Genomic DNA, 17,145 nt, shown 5'->3' with positions numbered 1-17,145 from the left:
TATGTCCTCACTCAACTTTCGACTCGACTTTCGACTTTCACAGGCCGTAGACTCCCGGCACCGCTATCCGGTCACTATCATGAAAGTCGAAGGTTGAGGCCTCATTCAAAACAGGGGGTCTTGGATAGTGAAAAAATGGATTTTCGGCATGGCGGCTGTCGGCGGACTCTTGTCCGTCTGTGCCGCCGCAGCTGCAATATATTTGGCATCCGATCTTTCAGCTTTTGCCCGGCAACCGATCGCCCATGGCCGTTCGAACGATTCGGGAGCGTGGGAGACGACTGTCGTTCTTCCTCCCGGCCAGAATTTTTCGGATATATTGAAGGGACTCGTGGATGCCCGTGTCGTGGCGGATCCACGCCGATTCAAACTCCTGGCGCGGCTTCTGGGATATGACCGGCGGATTCGGGCCGGGGAATATCTTTTCACTTCGGCCATGTCGCCTATTGAGATTCTCGATAAATTGGCCAGAGGAAAAGTGGTGTTGCGCGCCCTGACCATACCCGAAGGGTTCAATCTTCGGGAGATCGCCGCCCTTCTCGACAGGGAAGGCATGGGCGTGCCGGAGCGTTTTCTTTCTAAAGTAACGGATCCGGAGTTCGCCGCAGCCAGGGGGATCCCGGGGAAGAGCCTTGAGGGGTATCTCTTTCCCGATACCTATTATTTTCCGCGGAACACGGCGGTCGAGCAGATTATCCAGGCCCTTCTCGACCGGTTCGAAGCCGTTTATACGCCGGAGTGGACGGACCGGACCCGGCTGATGGGTCTTACGCGCCACGAGGTCGTGACATTGGCCTCCATGGTCGAGAAAGAGACGGGGGTTCCAGAAGAGCGCCGACTGATCGCCTCGGTGTTCCATAATCGGCTGAAAAAGGGCATGCGGTTGCAGAGCGATCCGACGGTCATTTATGGGATCGAGAATTTTGACGGCAACGTTACCCGAGAACACCTGAATACCCCCACCGCTTACAATACCTATCAGCTCGGCGGATTGCCGGCAGGTCCCATCGCCAGTCCCGGGAGAGCGTCGCTTTCGGCGGTTCTCTTCCCGGAGGAGACCGATTTCCTCTATTTCGTGGCTCGCGGCGACGGAACCCATCAATTTTCAAAAAGTCTGACCGAGCATAACCAGGCGGTACGGCGCTATCAGCTCGGCGGAAAAGATCATAAGGAAAACAAGCAATGAACGCGGAGGACTATACCCCGGAACAAATGGCGGGGCAACGGTTGATGGTGGGGTTTGACGGAACGACCTTCAATGCGGAACTGAAATTTCTGATCGAGGATCTCAAGGTCGGCGGTATCATCCTTTTCGCCCGGAACATCGAATCACCGGCCCAGGTGGCCGAACTTTGCCGTTCGGTCCAGGTCTGCGCCAACGGATGCGGACAGCCGCCCCTTTTCATCGCCGTCGATCAGGAGGGCGGTTTGGTGGCGCGTTTGAAGCGGCCGTTTACCGAGTTTCCCGGAAACGCCGCCATGACGGGAGTCGAGGATGCGGACCATTTTGCCGCCGTGACGGCGGCGGAGCTCAAAAGCGTCGGGATCAACATGAACATGGCACCGGTGCTGGACGTGGCCCCCCTCGGCTTCGGAAGCGTTATGGAGGGCCGCGCCTTCGGCCATGATCCGGCATGGGTGGCTCGCCTGGGATGTCATGTCATCAAGGGGCTCCAGGCAGGCGGCATCATGGCCGTGGCCAAGCATTTTCCCGGCATCGGCCGGACGCTCCTCGATTCGCACCTGGCGTTGCCTATGGTCGACCTCGATCCGACCGATATCGAGACCGTGGACCTGCCGCCCTTTGTCGCTGCCGTCGAAGCATCGGTTTCGGGCGTCATGCTCTCCCACATCCTCTACCGTAAAATCGATCCCAAATGGCCGGCCAGCCTCTCCGTTCGCATCGCCAGGGATCTTCTTCGCTCCCGAATGGGATTCGGGGGCCTCGTTCTTACCGACGACCTGGACATGGGCGCCGTCAACCGTCATTTCGGCATCAGTGAGATTATTCAGCGAATTGTGCTTGCCGACATCGACATTGCGCTGATTTGCCACAAAAGCCCTAAAATCGTTCAAGCTTATGAGAACCTCGTGAAAGTGATGGATGCAGACCTCCAGGCGGTCCTGGCGCCCACATCGTCATTGAGACGGATCCTCATGAAAAAAAAGGATCTCTGAAGTCATTCTCAAACAGTTCGCCGCAGCACCTGCATCCGATTTTCGCGACCGGCTTGAGGGCTTCTTGAATGGGATCACAGCGAAAAAGTGAAGGCTTTCCGGTGTTAAACAATGAACGACGCATTTCTGTATCTCTGGTCCCGTCTTCCCCTCCTATTGATGTTTATCAACGGATACCTGATTTATCGTCTTCTGGTCGTCACCGGTCTGACAGAGCGATTTGTCGCGGCGGCGCTTGGACGGAGCGGCGGTAATCCCCGCAGGCTGTTCCTTTATATCATTCTTTCGGCAACGCTGCTTTCCTTTTTCATTCCCAACGCCGTCACCGTACTCACACTGCTGCCGGTGCTGAAGGATATCAAGGAGCGTTTTCATCCAGGGCTCAGAGATCGCGTGGTCACGCCCCTGACCTTGTCCGTCATTTACGGCGCCAATATCGGGGGCATGGGCTCTATCGTCGGAAGCCCCGCGAACCTCCTGCTCATCGGCGCCATGGATCTCTACCAGGTTCCCGGACGGCAGCTGATCGGGTTTTTCAACTGGTTCCTGTGGTCGATTCCTCTGGTCACGCTGCTGGTTCTGCTGGCATGGGGAGTCGTGGCCGTGGGATGCGGATCTTTTGAGCGCTTTGATGTCAAAAATCGTCCACGGACGGCCGGTCCCCCCCCGCAGCACCCGTGGCGGACGCTGTATGGGGTGCGGCGATCGGGGGCGCTGCTGTTTCTGATCTTTATCGTCTTCTGGACCGTAGAGGCGGTGATCAAAGGGGTCTGGTCGAGTTTTGCAGCATGGACGCCCCTGGTGTGCCTGGTTTATTTTGCGGCTTTCTGTCGCCTGGTGTTTTGGGAAATACCGTTTTCGGGTGAGGCGCCCCTGATGCGACCGGGAGATCTGTTCGAGGACTTCCCTCGGCGGGGTATTCTGCTGCTGATTCCCGTGGCGATCCTGGTGCTGGTGGTGCGATTCCTGGACCTCGACATGACCCTGTCTGCCTTTTACGGAAAGCTTCTCCCTGAAAAGGCGTCGGCTTTCACCGTGATGCTCTTCACCGTCGGCATCGTGATTCTGATGACCGAGGCCTTGAGTAACACCTTGGTGTCAACGGCTTTTTTCCCCATCGCCTATTTTACGGCAGTGAAAACCGGTTTTTCTCCCATCGAGCTCATGATCGCGGTTTCGGCGGCCTCAACCTGTGCCTTCATGACGCCCATCGCCACACCCTGCAACGCCTTTGCTTTCGGCGAGATGAAGGGAACCTCCCTGGTCAGAATGATGAGTCTCGGTTTGCTTCTCAACATGGGAACCACCGTCTGCATTGCCGTCTGGATGCATTGGATGCTCCCTCGAGTCTACGGTTGAAGCCGCTGGGTCCGGGATTTTTCATTTGACTATTCTGTTTTTCAGACGATAAAAACAGAAGCGCTTGGTTCGGGAATGCACCCAACCGATGACAGCGACACGTGAAAGGAGAAAAAAATGGATTTGAAGCAGAAGGGATCAACGGCGAACGTCGGCGGATTCAAGCAGCTGATGGTGAAAATGAAATGGAGCACGGCCGCCGATTTTGATCTTGCCGCAGCCTACGAGGATAAGAACGGCAAACAGGGATTGGTTTACTTTGGCGAGCTGGGAGATCTCAATGCATTTCCGTTCATGCAATTGAGCGGCGACGAAGGGGTCGGCGATACCGGCGGCAACAACGAGGAAACCATGCGAATCACCAATCTGGACGATATGAAATCCGTCTGGCTGCTCTGCTGGGATTACGGCAAGGTTCAGGAGGGCGCTCCCGCCCGGTTCAAGGAGAGCGATGTCTCCATGACGGTTCTGGATGACAAGGGCACCTCCCACAAGGTGGATCTCGACACAGGGGACATGGGGAATGTCGCGCTTATCGCCACCATCGACAACAGCAGTCCTCTCGGCGCGAAGCTGATCAACAGCAGCAAGGCCGGTACGTTGAAAGGCCTGAAAAAACTGCAGCAGCTGATGGATATCATCAACGGATGAAATGGGATCCTCCCCGATTCCATCCGTTCCCTTGATATAGACCCCGACGCCGGACAGGGGCGCGCCGGGGTCTTCCCGCTGCAAGGTCTCGCATCCCGAAACGCCGTCTCCGGCCGGGCGCCTGTCTATTCCTTGCTGCCGGCCACCCATTTGAGGCCCCAGCCGTAAGTCTTGTCGCAATCCGGATGGCCTTGATGGAAGGTCACCAGCTTGGTGACCTTGAGTTCACCGGCGCTGAACTCGATCATGGCGACGGCACAGAAATTCCGGGAGTCCGTCTGGCTGCCCATGGGCACCTCGAGGAGCGGTTGCCCCGGAACTTTTACGGTGACGACGGCGTTGGTGGCGGTCCAGTTGGGCACGCCTTCGTAAATGTAAGTGAAGATGAGAAGCCGCTTGAGTCGGTGCATTTGTGCCAGATTGACCTTTATGTTTTCCCCTTCGGTCCAGGCGCCGCTGCGGTCGTCTCCCAGATGCAGAACATACGGCGGAGCGTCAAAGCTGCCGAAGCTGTTTCCCAGAGGCTGAACAGCGCCTTTGGCCTGGTTTTGCAATTCAAAGAGACAGCCGAGATCGAGATCCACGGCCCCGCCGCTCCTGCCGCCCAGGAGTTTAGAGAAAAAGCCGGTTTGCACCTTCTCTTGGGGGGATTGATCCCAGTTGAGGTTGATGAGGATTTCACCGGCGGTGATTTTGGGTTTGATGGCAAAGCTGTCGCCTTTTTCTTTGAGGGTGACCTTGGAGGCGATTTTCAGTCGGTCGGCACCGGGGATTTCGGCCCGAAAGGATTCCAGGTTCATCACCCGGCTGTCGTTCACCAGTTCGCCGGCGATAAAGCCGCTTGCGAACCGACAGATCACCGCTACGGAGCCCGGCTGGGTCGAGTCGAGAGGGATCGAATGGGTCTCACCCCGGTCGGTCGTCACCTCGATCCTGGCGTCGTAGTCGGCGAATAGGTGAGATTCCCCAACGACGGCATCGGTAAAATTGAGGGCGCAGATATAGATCTCCTCGAAGTCATCGATCCTGGCGATGCTCATAACTTCACGGTTGTTTCCTCCGATTCCGCCTACCCCCGCATCTCCGGACAGGCGGATATACGGAAACGCGTCCAGGGCGCCCAGGGTGCCACCCTCGTAGTTGTCGGAATAGACGCCGCCGGTGCGACCGTCCCGGGTCCGGTAGAAGGCCATCAGATCCAGATCGACGGCGGCGCGCCATATCAGGGATATATCCATCCTTTTAAAGGCCCCGATGTCGGCCTTGGTTCCTTTCTGCTTGAGTTCCATTGGAATTGTCTCCTGTTGGGGTGCATGAAAATGAAGTGTATGCGATGGGGGAAAAACGGTCGCGGCCGGTTCACCCTTCCACTGAAAGTTCTCAACTCCAATCAATTCGGGTCTTGAATGTCAAGGAGAAAATATTCGGCAAAGCCAACGGCCGTTAATTGCCTGCAGGCTGTGAACAATGAAATGCCGGCTGTATTTTGGCCTTCATGAAATCTAAAACCTATGTTATATGCAAAACTTCACATACGACTATCCGACTTTATTTTAAAAAGTTAATACATCTTTCGGCTTTCGTGAGGGTAACCGGATAGCGGCTGAAGGCTGAAGAGTGAAGTATGACGGGGGATATAAGCCTTCAGCTTTCAGCCTGCGCATCTGATGGAACGGCGCAGGTCGTCCCCTGCCGGCATCGGCTCCTGAATACCGAAAAGTTGGGAAGTCATACATGGAAACCGAAGGATGCGGCGTGGTCTAAGCGACAATCCGTCGTCGATCACGGCGACAGGCAATGAATCGGATCGTCGAATCGACTCATCACTTGTACCGGGGTGAGCACGAGGGGGAATCATGGCGGAATACGTATGGAAGGCTAAAAACCGCAGGGGCTTTGAACAGAGTGGTCAGATCGAGGCCCCAAGCCTTGAGACGGCGCGGAGCCAGCTTATAAAAAGGGGCCTCAACAGTATCAAGGTAAAGGAAAAGCCCAAGGATATCCTCGAAAACATCTCGTTTCTTCAACCGAAGGTGACCAATAAGGATATCATCGTATTCTGTCGGCAATTTTCGACCATGATCGACGCCGGCCTGCCGATCATTCAATGCCTTGAACTGCTTTCCGCACAGGCTGAGAACAAAACCTTCGTCAAGATTCTGAAGGCGGTCAAGGAGGATCTTGCAGGCGGTGCCACGCTCGCCGATGCGTTGAAAAAACATCCGAATGAATTCAACGACCTGTTTGTCAACATGATTGCTGCCGGAGAGGCGGGTGGTATTCTGGACACCATTCTGAAACGGCTCTCGGAAACGCTCGAAAAAGCGGAACGCTTGAAAGCCAAAGTCAAAAGCGCCATGCTTTATCCGGCCATTACACTGTTCGTCGCCGTCGCCGTCGTCATTGTCATCATGATTTTCGTTATTCCGGTATTTCAGAAAATGTTCGGTGAAATGGGGCAGGCCCTGCCGTCGCTTACGATGATGGTGATCCGTGCCAGTGAATTTACCAAGGACAACATCCTTTATATGATCATCGGCGCGGGTTTATTGGGATTTACCGTCAAGAAATATTACGGTACGGAAAAGGGGCGGCGCATCATCGACCGCCGGCTTTTGGGAATTCCGGTGATTGGGGGACTGATCCGGAAGGTGGCCGTCGCCAAGTTCACAAGGACCATGGGAACCATGCTGGCCAGCGGCGTAGCGATTCTGGACGGTTTGGATATCGTGGCCAGAACTGCGGGAAACAAGATCGTCGAAACCGCCATTTACGATGTCCGGTCCAGCATCAAGGAGGGGCAAACGATGGCCGCCCCGCTTGCCGGCAGCGGCGTATTCCCACCCATGGTCTGCTCGATGATCGCCGTCGGCGAGTCTACGGGCGCCCTGGATACGATGATGGTTAAAATTGCCGATTTTTATGATGAAGAGGTTGATGAGGCCGTCGAGCGGCTTACGGAAATGATCGAGCCGTTCATGATCTGCTTTCTGGGCGTCGTGGTCGGTGGGGTCGTTATCGCCATGTACCTGCCGATTTTCAGCATGGCGAGCGGTATCGCATAGACGAACGACCCGAAAGGCGCTGCGTTTGAATTCCCCGCACTTTTTGAGTAGTCGACCCGCCGTCGCCGAGGGTGACGGCATGCATGTCAAGCTGAAATGGCTGATTTTTTTCCGGCTGCTGTTCACGCTCCTGTTGATGGGGTCCACCGTTGCGCTCCACATCAGGGATGGACTCTCGTTTAAGGAACCGTCTTTGATCGTTCTGTACGGACTGATCGTTTTTCTCTTGACGGTTTCCTTTTGCTACGCCGTCCTTCTCAAGCGCTTCAAAAAGACTGCCGGACTGACCTATGTACAAATCGTCATCGATACCGTGGCGATCTCGCTCATCATATTTTTGACCGGCAGTTTTTCAAGTCTTTTCTTTTTTCTTTATCTTGTCGTGATTATGTACGCAGGCATTCTGCTCTACCGTAAGGGCGGGTTGATCATGGCGGCCTTGTGCAGCATCCAGTACGGGATTCTGATTGATCTCGAATTCTACGGCGTTCTCAGCCCCATGGGCAGGATGGGAGAGTTGACGGCCGCGGATTATGCCTGGAGTTACGTACTCTACAAGGTTATGATCATCATGGCGGCATGCTTTGTGGTGGCGTTTTTGACCGGTATCATCGCGGAGCAGGAGCGGGATTCCCGGAAAGAACTGGCGGCCATGGCATCCTATACCAAACGCGTGGAGATCATGGCCGCCGTGGGGGAGATGGCTGCGGGCCTTGCCCATGAAATCCGTAATCCGTTGGCCTCCCTCATCGGATCGGTCCAGCTGTTGAAGGAGGATAGCCTGGACGGCCATGGCCGTGGGCATCGAAAATTGATGCTGATCGTCCTGCGTGAGGCGGACCGCCTGAGTTCCCTCGTGAACAATTTCCTTCTTTTTGCAAAGCCGCCGGCAGGCCGGCGCGAGGTGATCAATTTAGGAGGAGTGGTATCAGAAACATCCGATATTTTTGATAAAAATACCGACTTGTCCCAGCGGATCACGATTTCGAGGCGCATCGAGGCGGGCATATGGGTCGAGATGGATCCGGGGCAGCTGAGGCAGGTTTTCTGGAACCTTCTTCTCAATGCGGTGGAGTCCATCGAGAACGACGGCGCGATCAATATCGAGGTTCGGGAAACAAAACGTCACACCGCCGTCGTTACGATCGAGGATACCGGATGCGGTATACCGACAGACAAAATCGACGCCGTCTTTGATCCCTTCATGACCACCAAACCCAAAGGTACGGGGCTGGGACTCTCCATCGTTCACCGCATCATGGAAACCCACGGTTGTCGTCTTGACGTTGAAAGCGTCGTTGGGAAGGGCACTATCTTCACCCTCACCTTCACCACCGTCGATCCCTCGACGATCTTGAAACACTGACATACCCGTATCCTCCCGGCACCGGCCTATGATAGTCGAAGGTTGAGTATGGGATAGATCAGGGCTGATCCCCTGGATTGCCGGACAGGGCCTGGAGTCGTTTTTGCGCCTCGGCGGCAACGGCGCTGTCCGGGTATTTCTTCAACAGTTCCAGGTAAAGCTGCCGGGCATGGTTGGGATTGTTCTGCCGTTCCTCCAGCCGGGCCGTGTCAAACAGCTCCTCGGCGCGTCGCTCCGAGCAGGACGCCCCGACAAAAAAGGTGAAGGTCGCCAGAGCGATCAACATAAGGCGTCTCATCATGTCGCCCTCCTTTAGAATGTAGTGTTTACGGTGCCCAACGCCTCTTATGCACGACCGATGCAGCGCATCATCCATCGGATACGGGGTGATGTGTCGTCATTTTTCCGCGGCCGAACGACAACGCTCCCTGATGAAATTCATCATGTCGTTGATCCGTGCCTTGTTTTGAACATAGTTCGCCTTGGCTGCTTTGATGAGGCTGTTTCGAACCGCATCCACATCGGGCAGTTCGGGCATTTTTTTGACGTTGAGCGAGCTGAATTCAATATGTTTGAAGGCCAGGTCTCTGTTGAGGGAACACTCGTCGCCGTAATACGTTCCACCCCCCGTGAAATGTTCCTTGGCCTGGGTTGCCTGATCGAATCGTTTGGCGGCCTGGAGGATTTGACTTGGCAGGCATCGACTGTTGATGCGGTCGACCTCTTCGTTGATAAGAATGCACATGCTTTCCAGCAGGCGATAGTCGGCGTCGTCGACCTGGATTCGCCCTTTTTCGGGACGGTCCGTCAGAGTGCCGTGGTTATAGTTATGACAGGCGACTGCTAACGCCTCGTATGCCCACAGCACCCATTTGACATATTCGCCCTTGCGCGTCAGGGCGGACGGCACGACATCCGGCAAGGCGTTTTCGATCAGCTCCCCCTTGACAGGGAAGGCTTCGGCGTCAAGGCCGATGGCCTCATAGAGGGATCGGGCCGCCTGGGGCGTCACCATGAGATAACCGAGGAAGGCCGCCTTATCGTTGACGTCGCCTTCCTTGAGACGAAGCATGTCGGCGGTTTTATGCAACAGTTTTATATGTTCTTCCAGTTGAACCCGATCTCCGAAAAAATTGTTGGCCATATCGGTGAGTACTTCGTCAGCCAATGCTTCTGAAAAATCCTCGTGTGCCATCATCGCCTCCTTCAGCCGGGTTGATCTTCCTCGATGTTCCCGCTGCTCTATTTTACAGTATGGCCCCCGCCTTTCATCGCCGGATTGATGAAATCGAAAGGATAGGCAACAAATAGTTAAATATCTCATTTAATCTGTTTTGGCAATTACGCATTGAAAACGGCCCCGGTATGAATATTTTTTGCTTGACCAAATTGATAATATAAAATATATGATCGCCTTTCAAATAAATAATATTCAGGAAGTGATCAAATGGGCATCAGAGAAAGAAAAGAGAGGGAACGAGAGCGGCGTCGGCAACAGATCATTGTGGCTGCCAAACGCGTGTTTTCGGACAAAGGCTTCAATAAATCGACTATGGAGGACATCGCCAAGGAGGCCGAACTCAGTCCGGGAACGCTTTATCTCTATTTCAAGAACAAGGATGAACTTTATGCATCCCTTTCGCTGCGAATTCTGCAATATCTAATCATACGCCTCGAACATGTCAATGGAAATAACGAGATGGACCCCATTCAGAAGGTCGAAGCCCTCAACGAGGCGATGTTCGACGTTTACGAGTTTGATCCGCTCATCATCATCAACATGTTCCACCTGCAATCAAGCGAGACCCTCAAAAATCTCTCGGACGAACTTTTACGTGAAATCGAGGACTTGTCCAGGAAGTCCCTCGGCGTAATTGCCGGAATTTTTCAGGAAGGGATTGATAAGGGGGTGTTTATCGACGAGCATCCCATCGCGCTTGCCGATATTTTCTGGTCCTTGTTCTCGGGTGTCATTCTCTGGGAATCGAGCAAGAGCATCATTAACGGCAACAAGGATTACCTGAGGGATACCTTGAAAATCGCCTTTGAGGTATTTGCCAGGGGGTTGAAAAAGGCGTAAAGACCCAACCCGCCGCCCAACCGATGTGACGCGGCCGGCAGCGGGCGGTCCATCCGTCAGCGTCGATCCGGAAACAACGTGACGGACAAGTCGCGCAGTTTGTATTTCTGGATCTTTCCGCTGGCCGTCATCGGATAATCGTCGACAAAGGCGACGTAGCGGGGAATTTTATAATGGCTGATTCTGCCTCTGCAGAAATCCCGCACATCCTCCGGCGCCATGACATGGCCCTCCTTGATTTTGATGAAGGCGCCGATCTCCTCGCCGTACTTAGGACTGGGAACGCCGGCCACCTGAACGTCCGCTATCCCTTCCATCTGAAAGAGAAATTCTTCGATCTCCCTGGGATAGATATTTTCTCCCCCCCGGATGATCATATCTTTATGCCGTCCCGTGATACTCAGATAGCCGTTCTCATCCATGACGCCGAGATCGCCTGAGTGGAGCCAGCCGTCAGTGTCGACGGCCTGAGCCGTGGCCTCGGACATATTGTAGTATCCTTTCATGACGTTGTATCCCCGGCAACAGACCTCTCCCTGCGTACCGACGGGGAGGGGGGCGTGGGTTTCAGGGTCCACGATACGGACTTCGATGCCCGGCAAGGCCCGACCGACGGACTCCACGCGAAGGCGGATATCATCCTCGGCGCGGGTTTGGGTGATCACCGGCGAGGTTTCCGTAAGGCCGTAGCAGATGGTGATCTCGTGCATATTCAGGCGATCGATTACCTGTTTCATGATCTCGATGGGGCAGGGTGATCCCGCCATGATGCCGGTCCGGAGGGTGCTGAAATCGAATTTGTCGAACAGTTTGTGGTGCAGGACCGCCATGAACATGGTGGGCACCCCATAGAGGGCCGTGCAACGTTCCTCTTCCACCGACGCCATGACGTCCACCGGATCGAAGCTTTCCAGAAAAACCATGGTTGCAGCATGAGATACTGCCCCCAATACGCCCATAACGCAGCCAAAACAATGAAACAGCGGCACGGGGATGCAGATTCGGTCGGCCGGTGTGAATCGCTGGTTTTCGCCGACCCAGAAGCCGTTGTTGACAATATTGTGATGGGTCAGCATGACGCCTTTGGGGAACCCTGTGGTTCCCGAGGTGTACTGCATGTTGACGACGTCATGCGGATTCAGCGTTCGCCGGCGCTCCTGGTAGGCTGCGTCGGTGGTCATGACGGCGAGCGCCAGGATTTCCGGGATGGTATACATCCCTCTGTGCTTTTCCTGCCCCAGGAAGCAGACGCGCTTCAGGGAGGGGAATTTCGGGCTTGTGAGAAAGCCCCGCTCCTGAAGTTTCAATTCGGGAACCAACTCGTAAACGGTTTGTACGTAATCCGTATCTCGAAATCCATCGATGATGAAAAGGTTTTCCGTCTCGGATTGTTTCAACAGATAAGTCAGCTCGCTCGATTTGTAATTCGTGTTGACCGTGAGCAGGACGGCACCGATTTTGGCTGTCGCGAACTGAAGTGCAACCCAGTAAGGGACATTGGTGGCCCAGACGGCCACCTTTTCGCCCTTTTGAATGCCCAGAGCCATCAGGCCTCGGGCCAGGCGATCCACCAGATCCCCGAATTCCCTGTAACTGAGACGGAATGCCCGGTCGACATAAATGACGGCGTCGTTGTCCGGATGTGTTGAAACCGCCTGATCCAGAAGCTGTCCCAGGGTCACGTCCATCAGTTTGTCCGTACGCATGAAAACTCCTTAAAATTCAACTTTAGGTGTTCATCGGCAGGTGTCGTCAGCGGATGACCCATGCTGTTGTATCCGGGGGCACGCCGAAGACTGAAGGGTTGAGAGGTGCGTCCGCGACAGACGGGGTTCCACCCCTCTTCAGCTTTCAACCGCTATCCGGTTGCCATAACGAAAGTCGGGTTGGGCCGAAACGCGATTATTCCGGAAAATAGAGAACAGCATAGATGCTCGCGGCGGAATCGCCGAAGGATCCCACATGATGCGGGACCACTGAGTTGTAATAAATACTGTCGCCCGCCAGGAGCCGGTGGGTCTTTTTGCCGTAGACAACCTCGACTTCGCCGTCGATCACCACGATGAATTCTTCGCCTTCGTGAGAGGAGAGCTTTATCTCCTTTCCCGATTCGGGAAGCAATTCGATGAAAAAAGGTTCCATATGGCGATCGGTTTTACCGCGGCCCAGGGAATAAAAGCGAGAGGCCACCGGGCGGTCTTTGGCGCGCAGCATGCTGAGTTCGCCCTTGCGATCGGACTTTCGGATGATGAGAGGGTCTTCACTGATCTGGTCGTCCAGAAACGTCCCCAAACGGACACCCAGCGATCGGGCGATTTTAAGGAGTGGTCCCAGGGACGGGTAAATATCCTCCTCCTGAAGGCGTTTCAGGAACCCGGACTCGAGACCGGTTCGTTCGGCGAGGACTTCGAGGGATATTCCTTTCTGGGCCATAATTTTCGTGATGCGTGCGCCGACCTTCTCTAAATTCATTGCATTCTCCTCAAAAACATCGCTTCATCTGGGGGGTTATCGACATAAAGTTGAGATCTATATCAGCTATCGCTGCTCCGGAAAAGAGAAAAATGAGGACTTCAATTCAACTATCGGTATCATGGGCCGGTGCCGGGAGGGGAAGGCTGAAGGGGGGCGTTCGCGGCAGGCAGGGTGCTTATCCTCCCTTCAGTCTTCAGCCGCTTTCCGGCCAACATCGCGAAGTCGAGTTGAGAGAGAGCGACACCGCGATCGATGACCATTCTCTTGATTCGGACCTTCCGGAAATCAGCGCGTTTGAGGAAGCGCGTCGGTTCAGGGTTTGAAGATATCCGGTGTAAAGTCGAGGGTTGCAAAATAATCTGCCGGCGTCTCGGCCCGACGAATCCGTTCAACCGTTCCATCGGCTTTGAGAAGAAGTTCCTGGGGGCGGAGCTTGCCGTTGTAATTGAATCCCATGGCATGGCCGTGGGCTCCGGTGTCATGGATGACCAGGATGTCCCCCTCGTCGATGGACGGAAGCGGTCGCTCGACGGCGAATTTGTCGTTGTTTTCGCAAAGGGAGCCCACGACGTCCACGATTTCGGTCCCGGCCGCTTCGTCCTTGTCGAGCACGTCGATGTGGTGATAGGCGCCATACATCCCGGGGCGCATCAGCGCGGACATACAGGCATCCACACCGATATATTTGCGATATATGTTTTTTCGGTTGATGGCGGTGGTCACCAGAACACCATGAGGACCGCTCATGTATCGACCGCTTTCCATGTAAAGCTGTGGAGCATAATTGTTCCCGGCCGTGAAGCGATCGAGGGCAGCACGGATGCCCCCGGCCATGGCGGCCAGATCCAGACGGGGTTCCTCCGGACGATAAGGGATGCCAAGGCCGCCGCCGATATTGATGAATTCAAAAACGATGTCGATTTCGGAATGAAGCCATTCAATGAGGGAGAGAAGCATCTCGGCGGTCTGGACCATATATGCGTAATTGAGTTCGTTGGATGCGAGCATGGTATGCAGACCGAAGCGACGAGCGCCCATTTCCCGGGCTTGTCGGTAGGCATCCAGGATCTGGTCGTGGCTGACGCCGTATTTGGCATCGACGGGATTCCCGATAATGTCGTTTCCGGTTCTCCGGGGACCGGGGTTGTAACGAAAGCAGATCAACTCAGGCAGCCGGGGGACCTTGGGCAGCAGCGTGATGTCGTCGAGGTTGAGGATGCAGCCTCCTGCCGCATCGGCGCAAAGGAACTCTTCCCGACTGGTGTTGTTGGAGGTGAACATAATATCCTCCGGCTTCGCGCCGATCCTGCGGCTCAGCAACAGTTCGGTGATGGAACTGCAGTCGAAACCGAAACCCATGTCCTGCATGATCTCCAGGATTCTGGGGTTGGGGAGAGCCTTTACCGCAAAAAACTCCCTGAACCCCGGAAGTTCCGAGAAGGCGTGCTTAAGACTGCGTCCGGTCTCCCGGATGCCGATTTCGTCGTAAATGTGAAACGGTGTGCCGTAATGCTCGACAATGGATTTCAGCGCGGGAAACAGACGGTCTTTAAAAGCGCTGGACATTGGCATGGCGTAGGGTCTCCTTGTTCAAAAAGTCAAATGAAATTTATTGGCCCGTCAGGATTCCCGAGATGGGAAACCGGGTTGTTTCTTTGTGAGTGAAGAGTACCGTCAGCGTCCGGGTGGAACGGACCCCTTGAAGGGGGCGGATATTGTCGCGCAGCAAGGTGCCGAGTTCCTGATGATCCGCAACTCTGACTTTCAAGAGAAGGCAGTCTTCCCCGGCGACGTCGTGAACTTCCTGGATTTCCGGCATTTTTGCCAGAATGTCATGAACCCTGTCCTGATCGGGGTCTGAAGCAGAAACCAAAGTTGTGTCGACATCGACGAAGATGAAGGCGATCAGACGACGATTGAATTGTTCGGGGTTCAACCGAACCTCGTATCCGTCGATGATGCCCTGTTTCTCAAGTTTCCGGATACGCTCGAGTACGGCCGACGGCGCCATCCCAACCTGTCGGGCGACTTCGACGTTTGGAATTCTGGCTTTTTCCTGAAGTATGTTCAGGATATTTAGACTAATTTCGTCAATCATTCTTATAATCACCTTAATAAGAATAATATATTTTAGCAAAATAGGTGTGTCAAGAATAAAATTCTGACGTGTTTCCAGGGGCCAATTTTCAGACCATTTTCTTGGAGGTTCGGAATCGGAAATTGGAGTCAGGGGTCAGTCCGGGGCTTGTACGCCGCAATCGGCGCACAAGGTCTGGATGTCGCCGTAGTAGGCCATGGGCATGCGGCTCGCATCGAGGCAGACATGTCGATGGCGGGCCGCCTGTGACGCTGAATCGGCGCTCAACCGGCCCGTCATGGAAAACAAAAGCTCCTGCCACATCCGTGTCGGTGCACGCCGAGGTCTTACCAGTTGGAACGTTTCGCCGACGCCGGCCATTTCGGCGAGTTTGGCAAGGGCCTCCTTTCGGTTCAATGTGCCGTCGATGAGGCCGAAATCCCTGGCCGTTTGGTTGTCGAAGATCTGAGCACCCATTCGCTCCCGGATGACGGCTTCGGAAATGTTTCGATTTTCAGCGACGTGGCGGACGAAATTGTCGTATTCGATATCGGCGCCCTTCTGAAGATTATTGAGTTCTTCATCTGTGGCGCGGCGAAAGGGGTTGCCCAGGTCTTTTCCGCGGCCGGCGGAGATGACGGTGCGCTCGATTCCACTACGGGTGACGATGCCGCCCCCCAGGATACCCCCCTCAATAGCCGTGGGTTCGTCAAAATAGGTAAGGGCCGCACCCAGCACGCCGATGCTGCCGACGTAACTGCCGTAATCCGCGTAAATCGCGTCGGCGCCGGCCATGGCCATGACGGCGCCTGATGCTGAAAGCCCTTCTATGTAGGCGAGCACGGGTTTTCCGGTGGTCTTCTGAAAGGATTTGATCCCCTCGTGGATGGCCATCGATCCGAAGATGGTGCCCCCCGGACTTTGTACGTGGAGGAATATCCCTTTGACCTGGTTGTCATCCGAGGCTTTTTCAAGCACTTTTTGTATTGAATAACCATAGGTCGCGTTGAACCATACCATGGTCGAAGCGCTGATATCCTGGGGCGGGCTGCCCAGAATGATGCCTTCCACGGGCAGGGTCACTAGAAGGTTCTTGCTGTCACGTTTTCCGGAAACAAAGGTATAGTTCAGTTCTTCCGTGGTGACGAGTTCCGTGAGATCCTTTCGTCCGAACATGGCCCCGACACCTATACCGGCGCTGATGAAAAAGGTTGTAAACAGAAACAACAGCACGAAAAAGCTGACAAAAGCGAAAAAGGTCATGCCGAAGATCTTGAGAGGAATTTTCCAGAATTTTGAAACGTCCATGGCTGCTCCGTTGTAACGATCGTTCATTTTTTTACGCTATAGGTCAGGCACACCAGGTCCCTGCCAAGCCGTCTGACATCCTTGAGCTGAAGCTCCATTGAAATCTCCGGGGTAAAGAGCGAGAGCCCGTAGCCGAAAATGGTCGGGGAGATGGTTACGATAATGTCGTCGATAAGACCTGCTTCGGCGAAAAGCGAGTTGACCAGGGCGCCCCCGGCGAGGACGGCCTCCCGATACCCTTCCTTCTCGAGGGTTTCCAGAACGGCCTGGGGCGACAGATCCGTATACCAGAGGTTCTCCCATTGGGAAATGCGTTGCTTGTCTCGGGTGAGAACGATGTTCTTGCGTCCGGACAGCGGCGTACCGATGGTGTCAAAGGTTTTGGAGCCCATGATGACGGCTCCGGCCCGCCGGGTGATGGAGACGAAAAGCTTCTTGTCTTCCGGTCCGGTCCAGTCCGGAAAATGGTCCGGCGTTTTGCCGATCTTCCCGTCGAGGGTAATGGCCATCAGCAGGGTGACCTTCATGGTATTGGCACTCCTATTTTTCTCTTTTTCAACTTTCATGATGGTGACCGGCACCGGCC

At 54.7% G+C, this 17,145-nt stretch carries 16 protein-coding genes; 7 read left to right on the top strand and 9 right to left on the bottom strand.

Annotated elements, in window-relative coordinates; all coding sequences use genetic code 11:
• Positions 1 to 127: 127 nt before the first annotated feature.
• The 4 genes from mltG to AB7S84_RS08895 all read left to right on the top strand — a co-directional run bounded on the left by mltG (position 128) and on the right by AB7S84_RS08895 (position 4,188).
• Complete coding sequence (mltG, locus tag AB7S84_RS08910) at positions 128 to 1,186, top strand: endolytic transglycosylase MltG (RefSeq protein ID WP_020875646.1); 1,059 nt, start codon at positions 128 to 130, stop codon at positions 1,184 to 1,186.
• Positions 1,183 to 2,178: a beta-N-acetylhexosaminidase gene (gene nagZ, locus AB7S84_RS08905; protein ID WP_428153977.1), complete on the top strand. Its 996-nt coding sequence runs from the start codon at positions 1,183 to 1,185 to the stop codon at positions 2,176 to 2,178. The genes mltG and nagZ overlap by 4 nt, the downstream gene beginning before the upstream one ends.
• Positions 2,179 to 2,289: 111 nt before the next feature.
• Positions 2,290 to 3,537, top strand: a complete 1,248-nt coding sequence (locus AB7S84_RS08900; RefSeq protein ID WP_020875648.1) for an SLC13 family permease — start codon at positions 2,290 to 2,292, stop codon at positions 3,535 to 3,537.
• A 117-nt stretch (positions 3,538 to 3,654) separates the two neighbouring features.
• Positions 3,655 to 4,188 carry a hypothetical protein gene (locus AB7S84_RS08895; protein ID WP_020875649.1) on the top strand — a complete coding sequence of 178 codons (534 nt, stop codon included), beginning with the start codon at positions 3,655 to 3,657 and terminating at the stop codon, positions 4,186 to 4,188.
• 125 nt (positions 4,189 to 4,313) lie between these two features.
• Here AB7S84_RS08895 and AB7S84_RS08890 read toward each other — a convergent pair whose 3' ends face one another.
• A complete protein-coding gene (locus AB7S84_RS08890; RefSeq protein ID WP_020875650.1) occupies positions 4,314 to 5,477 on the bottom strand; it encodes a TerD family protein in 1,164 nt (387 codons plus the stop codon).
• 567 nt (positions 5,478 to 6,044) lie between these two features.
• On the opposite strand from AB7S84_RS08890, the gene AB7S84_RS08885 reads away from it, so the two are divergent.
• Together AB7S84_RS08885 and AB7S84_RS08880 are read left to right on the top strand one after the other, a co-directional pair.
• Complete coding sequence (locus AB7S84_RS08885; RefSeq protein WP_020875651.1) at positions 6,045 to 7,253, top strand: type II secretion system F family protein; 1,209 nt, start codon at positions 6,045 to 6,047, stop codon at positions 7,251 to 7,253.
• A 25-nt stretch (positions 7,254 to 7,278) separates the two neighbouring features.
• Positions 7,279 to 8,619 carry a two-component system sensor histidine kinase NtrB gene (locus tag AB7S84_RS08880; RefSeq protein WP_428153972.1) on the top strand — a complete coding sequence of 447 codons (1,341 nt, stop codon included), beginning with the start codon at positions 7,279 to 7,281 and terminating at the stop codon, positions 8,617 to 8,619.
• Between the two features lie 58 nt (positions 8,620 to 8,677).
• On the opposite strand, the gene AB7S84_RS08875 is transcribed toward AB7S84_RS08880, so the two are convergent.
• A complete protein-coding gene (locus AB7S84_RS08875) occupies positions 8,678 to 8,920 on the bottom strand; it encodes a tetratricopeptide repeat protein (protein WP_020875653.1) in 243 nt (80 codons plus the stop codon).
• A gap of 96 nt (positions 8,921 to 9,016) precedes the next feature.
• Positions 9,017 to 9,814 carry a hypothetical protein gene (locus AB7S84_RS08870; protein ID WP_020875654.1) on the bottom strand — a complete coding sequence of 266 codons (798 nt, stop codon included), beginning with the start codon at positions 9,812 to 9,814 and terminating at the stop codon, positions 9,017 to 9,019.
• Positions 9,815 to 10,066: 252 nt separating this feature from the next.
• On the opposite strand from AB7S84_RS08870, the gene AB7S84_RS08865 reads away from it, so the two are divergent.
• Positions 10,067 to 10,699 (top strand): TetR/AcrR family transcriptional regulator, encoded by a 633-nt coding sequence (locus tag AB7S84_RS08865; protein ID WP_428153969.1) that lies wholly within the window; start codon positions 10,067 to 10,069, stop codon positions 10,697 to 10,699.
• Positions 10,700 to 10,755: 56 nt separating this feature from the next.
• Here AB7S84_RS08865 and AB7S84_RS08860 read toward each other — a convergent pair whose 3' ends face one another.
• The 6 genes from AB7S84_RS08860 to AB7S84_RS08835 all read right to left on the bottom strand — a co-directional run bounded on the left by AB7S84_RS08860 (position 10,756) and on the right by AB7S84_RS08835 (position 17,086).
• Positions 10,756 to 12,405 (bottom strand): AMP-binding protein, encoded by a 1,650-nt coding sequence (locus AB7S84_RS08860; protein ID WP_020875656.1) that lies wholly within the window; start codon positions 12,403 to 12,405, stop codon positions 10,756 to 10,758.
• Between the two features lie 196 nt (positions 12,406 to 12,601).
• Positions 12,602 to 13,171, bottom strand: a complete 570-nt coding sequence (locus AB7S84_RS08855; protein WP_020875657.1) for a cupin domain-containing protein — start codon at positions 13,169 to 13,171, stop codon at positions 12,602 to 12,604.
• 315 nt (positions 13,172 to 13,486) lie between these two features.
• Positions 13,487 to 14,746, bottom strand: coding sequence for a diaminopimelate decarboxylase (locus AB7S84_RS08850; RefSeq protein ID WP_428153966.1), 1,260 nt, complete (start codon positions 14,744 to 14,746; stop codon positions 13,487 to 13,489).
• A gap of 37 nt (positions 14,747 to 14,783) precedes the next feature.
• A complete protein-coding gene (locus AB7S84_RS08845) occupies positions 14,784 to 15,272 on the bottom strand; it encodes an Lrp/AsnC family transcriptional regulator (RefSeq protein ID WP_020875659.1) in 489 nt (162 codons plus the stop codon).
• A gap of 135 nt (positions 15,273 to 15,407) precedes the next feature.
• Complete coding sequence (locus AB7S84_RS08840) at positions 15,408 to 16,559, bottom strand: S49 family peptidase (protein WP_020875660.1); 1,152 nt, start codon at positions 16,557 to 16,559, stop codon at positions 15,408 to 15,410.
• A 23-nt stretch (positions 16,560 to 16,582) separates the two neighbouring features.
• Positions 16,583 to 17,086, bottom strand: a complete 504-nt coding sequence (locus AB7S84_RS08835; RefSeq protein ID WP_020875661.1) for a dihydrofolate reductase family protein — start codon at positions 17,084 to 17,086, stop codon at positions 16,583 to 16,585.
• Between the last annotated feature and the right edge of the window lie 59 nt (positions 17,087 to 17,145).

Source organism: Desulfococcus sp., from assembly GCF_050178255.1.
In the GTDB taxonomy this organism is placed as follows: domain Bacteria; phylum Desulfobacterota; class Desulfobacteria; order Desulfobacterales; family Desulfococcaceae; genus Desulfococcus; species Desulfococcus multivorans.
This window is presented reverse-complemented; position numbering and strand designations above follow the sequence as displayed.

Coding starts and splice junctions, on each gene's coding strand:
- AB7S84_RS08835 (WP_020875661.1), bottom strand. CDS start 17,086: ATGAAGGTCACCCTGCTGATGGCCATTACCCTCGACGGGAAGATCGGC.
- AB7S84_RS08875 (WP_020875653.1), bottom strand. CDS start 8,920: ATGATGAGACGCCTTATGTTGATCGCTCTGGCGACCTTCACCTTTTTT.
- AB7S84_RS08850 (WP_428153966.1), bottom strand. CDS start 14,746: ATGCCAATGTCCAGCGCTTTTAAAGACCGTCTGTTTCCCGCGCTGAAA.
- AB7S84_RS08900 (WP_020875648.1), top strand. CDS start 2,290: ATGAACGACGCATTTCTGTATCTCTGGTCCCGTCTTCCCCTCCTATTG.
- AB7S84_RS08860 (WP_020875656.1), bottom strand. CDS start 12,405: ATGCGTACGGACAAACTGATGGACGTGACCCTGGGACAGCTTCTGGAT.
- AB7S84_RS08870 (WP_020875654.1), bottom strand. CDS start 9,814: ATGGCACACGAGGATTTTTCAGAAGCATTGGCTGACGAAGTACTCACC.
- AB7S84_RS08890 (WP_020875650.1), bottom strand. CDS start 5,477: ATGGAACTCAAGCAGAAAGGAACCAAGGCCGACATCGGGGCCTTTAAA.
- AB7S84_RS08895 (WP_020875649.1), top strand. CDS start 3,655: ATGGATTTGAAGCAGAAGGGATCAACGGCGAACGTCGGCGGATTCAAG.
- AB7S84_RS08865 (WP_428153969.1), top strand. CDS start 10,067: ATGGGCATCAGAGAAAGAAAAGAGAGGGAACGAGAGCGGCGTCGGCAA.
- AB7S84_RS08885 (WP_020875651.1), top strand. CDS start 6,045: ATGGCGGAATACGTATGGAAGGCTAAAAACCGCAGGGGCTTTGAACAG.
- AB7S84_RS08855 (WP_020875657.1), bottom strand. CDS start 13,171: ATGAATTTAGAGAAGGTCGGCGCACGCATCACGAAAATTATGGCCCAG.
- AB7S84_RS08845 (WP_020875659.1), bottom strand. CDS start 15,272: ATGATTGACGAAATTAGTCTAAATATCCTGAACATACTTCAGGAAAAA.
- AB7S84_RS08840 (WP_020875660.1), bottom strand. CDS start 16,559: ATGGACGTTTCAAAATTCTGGAAAATTCCTCTCAAGATCTTCGGCATG.
- nagZ (WP_428153977.1), top strand. CDS start 1,183: ATGAACGCGGAGGACTATACCCCGGAACAAATGGCGGGGCAACGGTTG.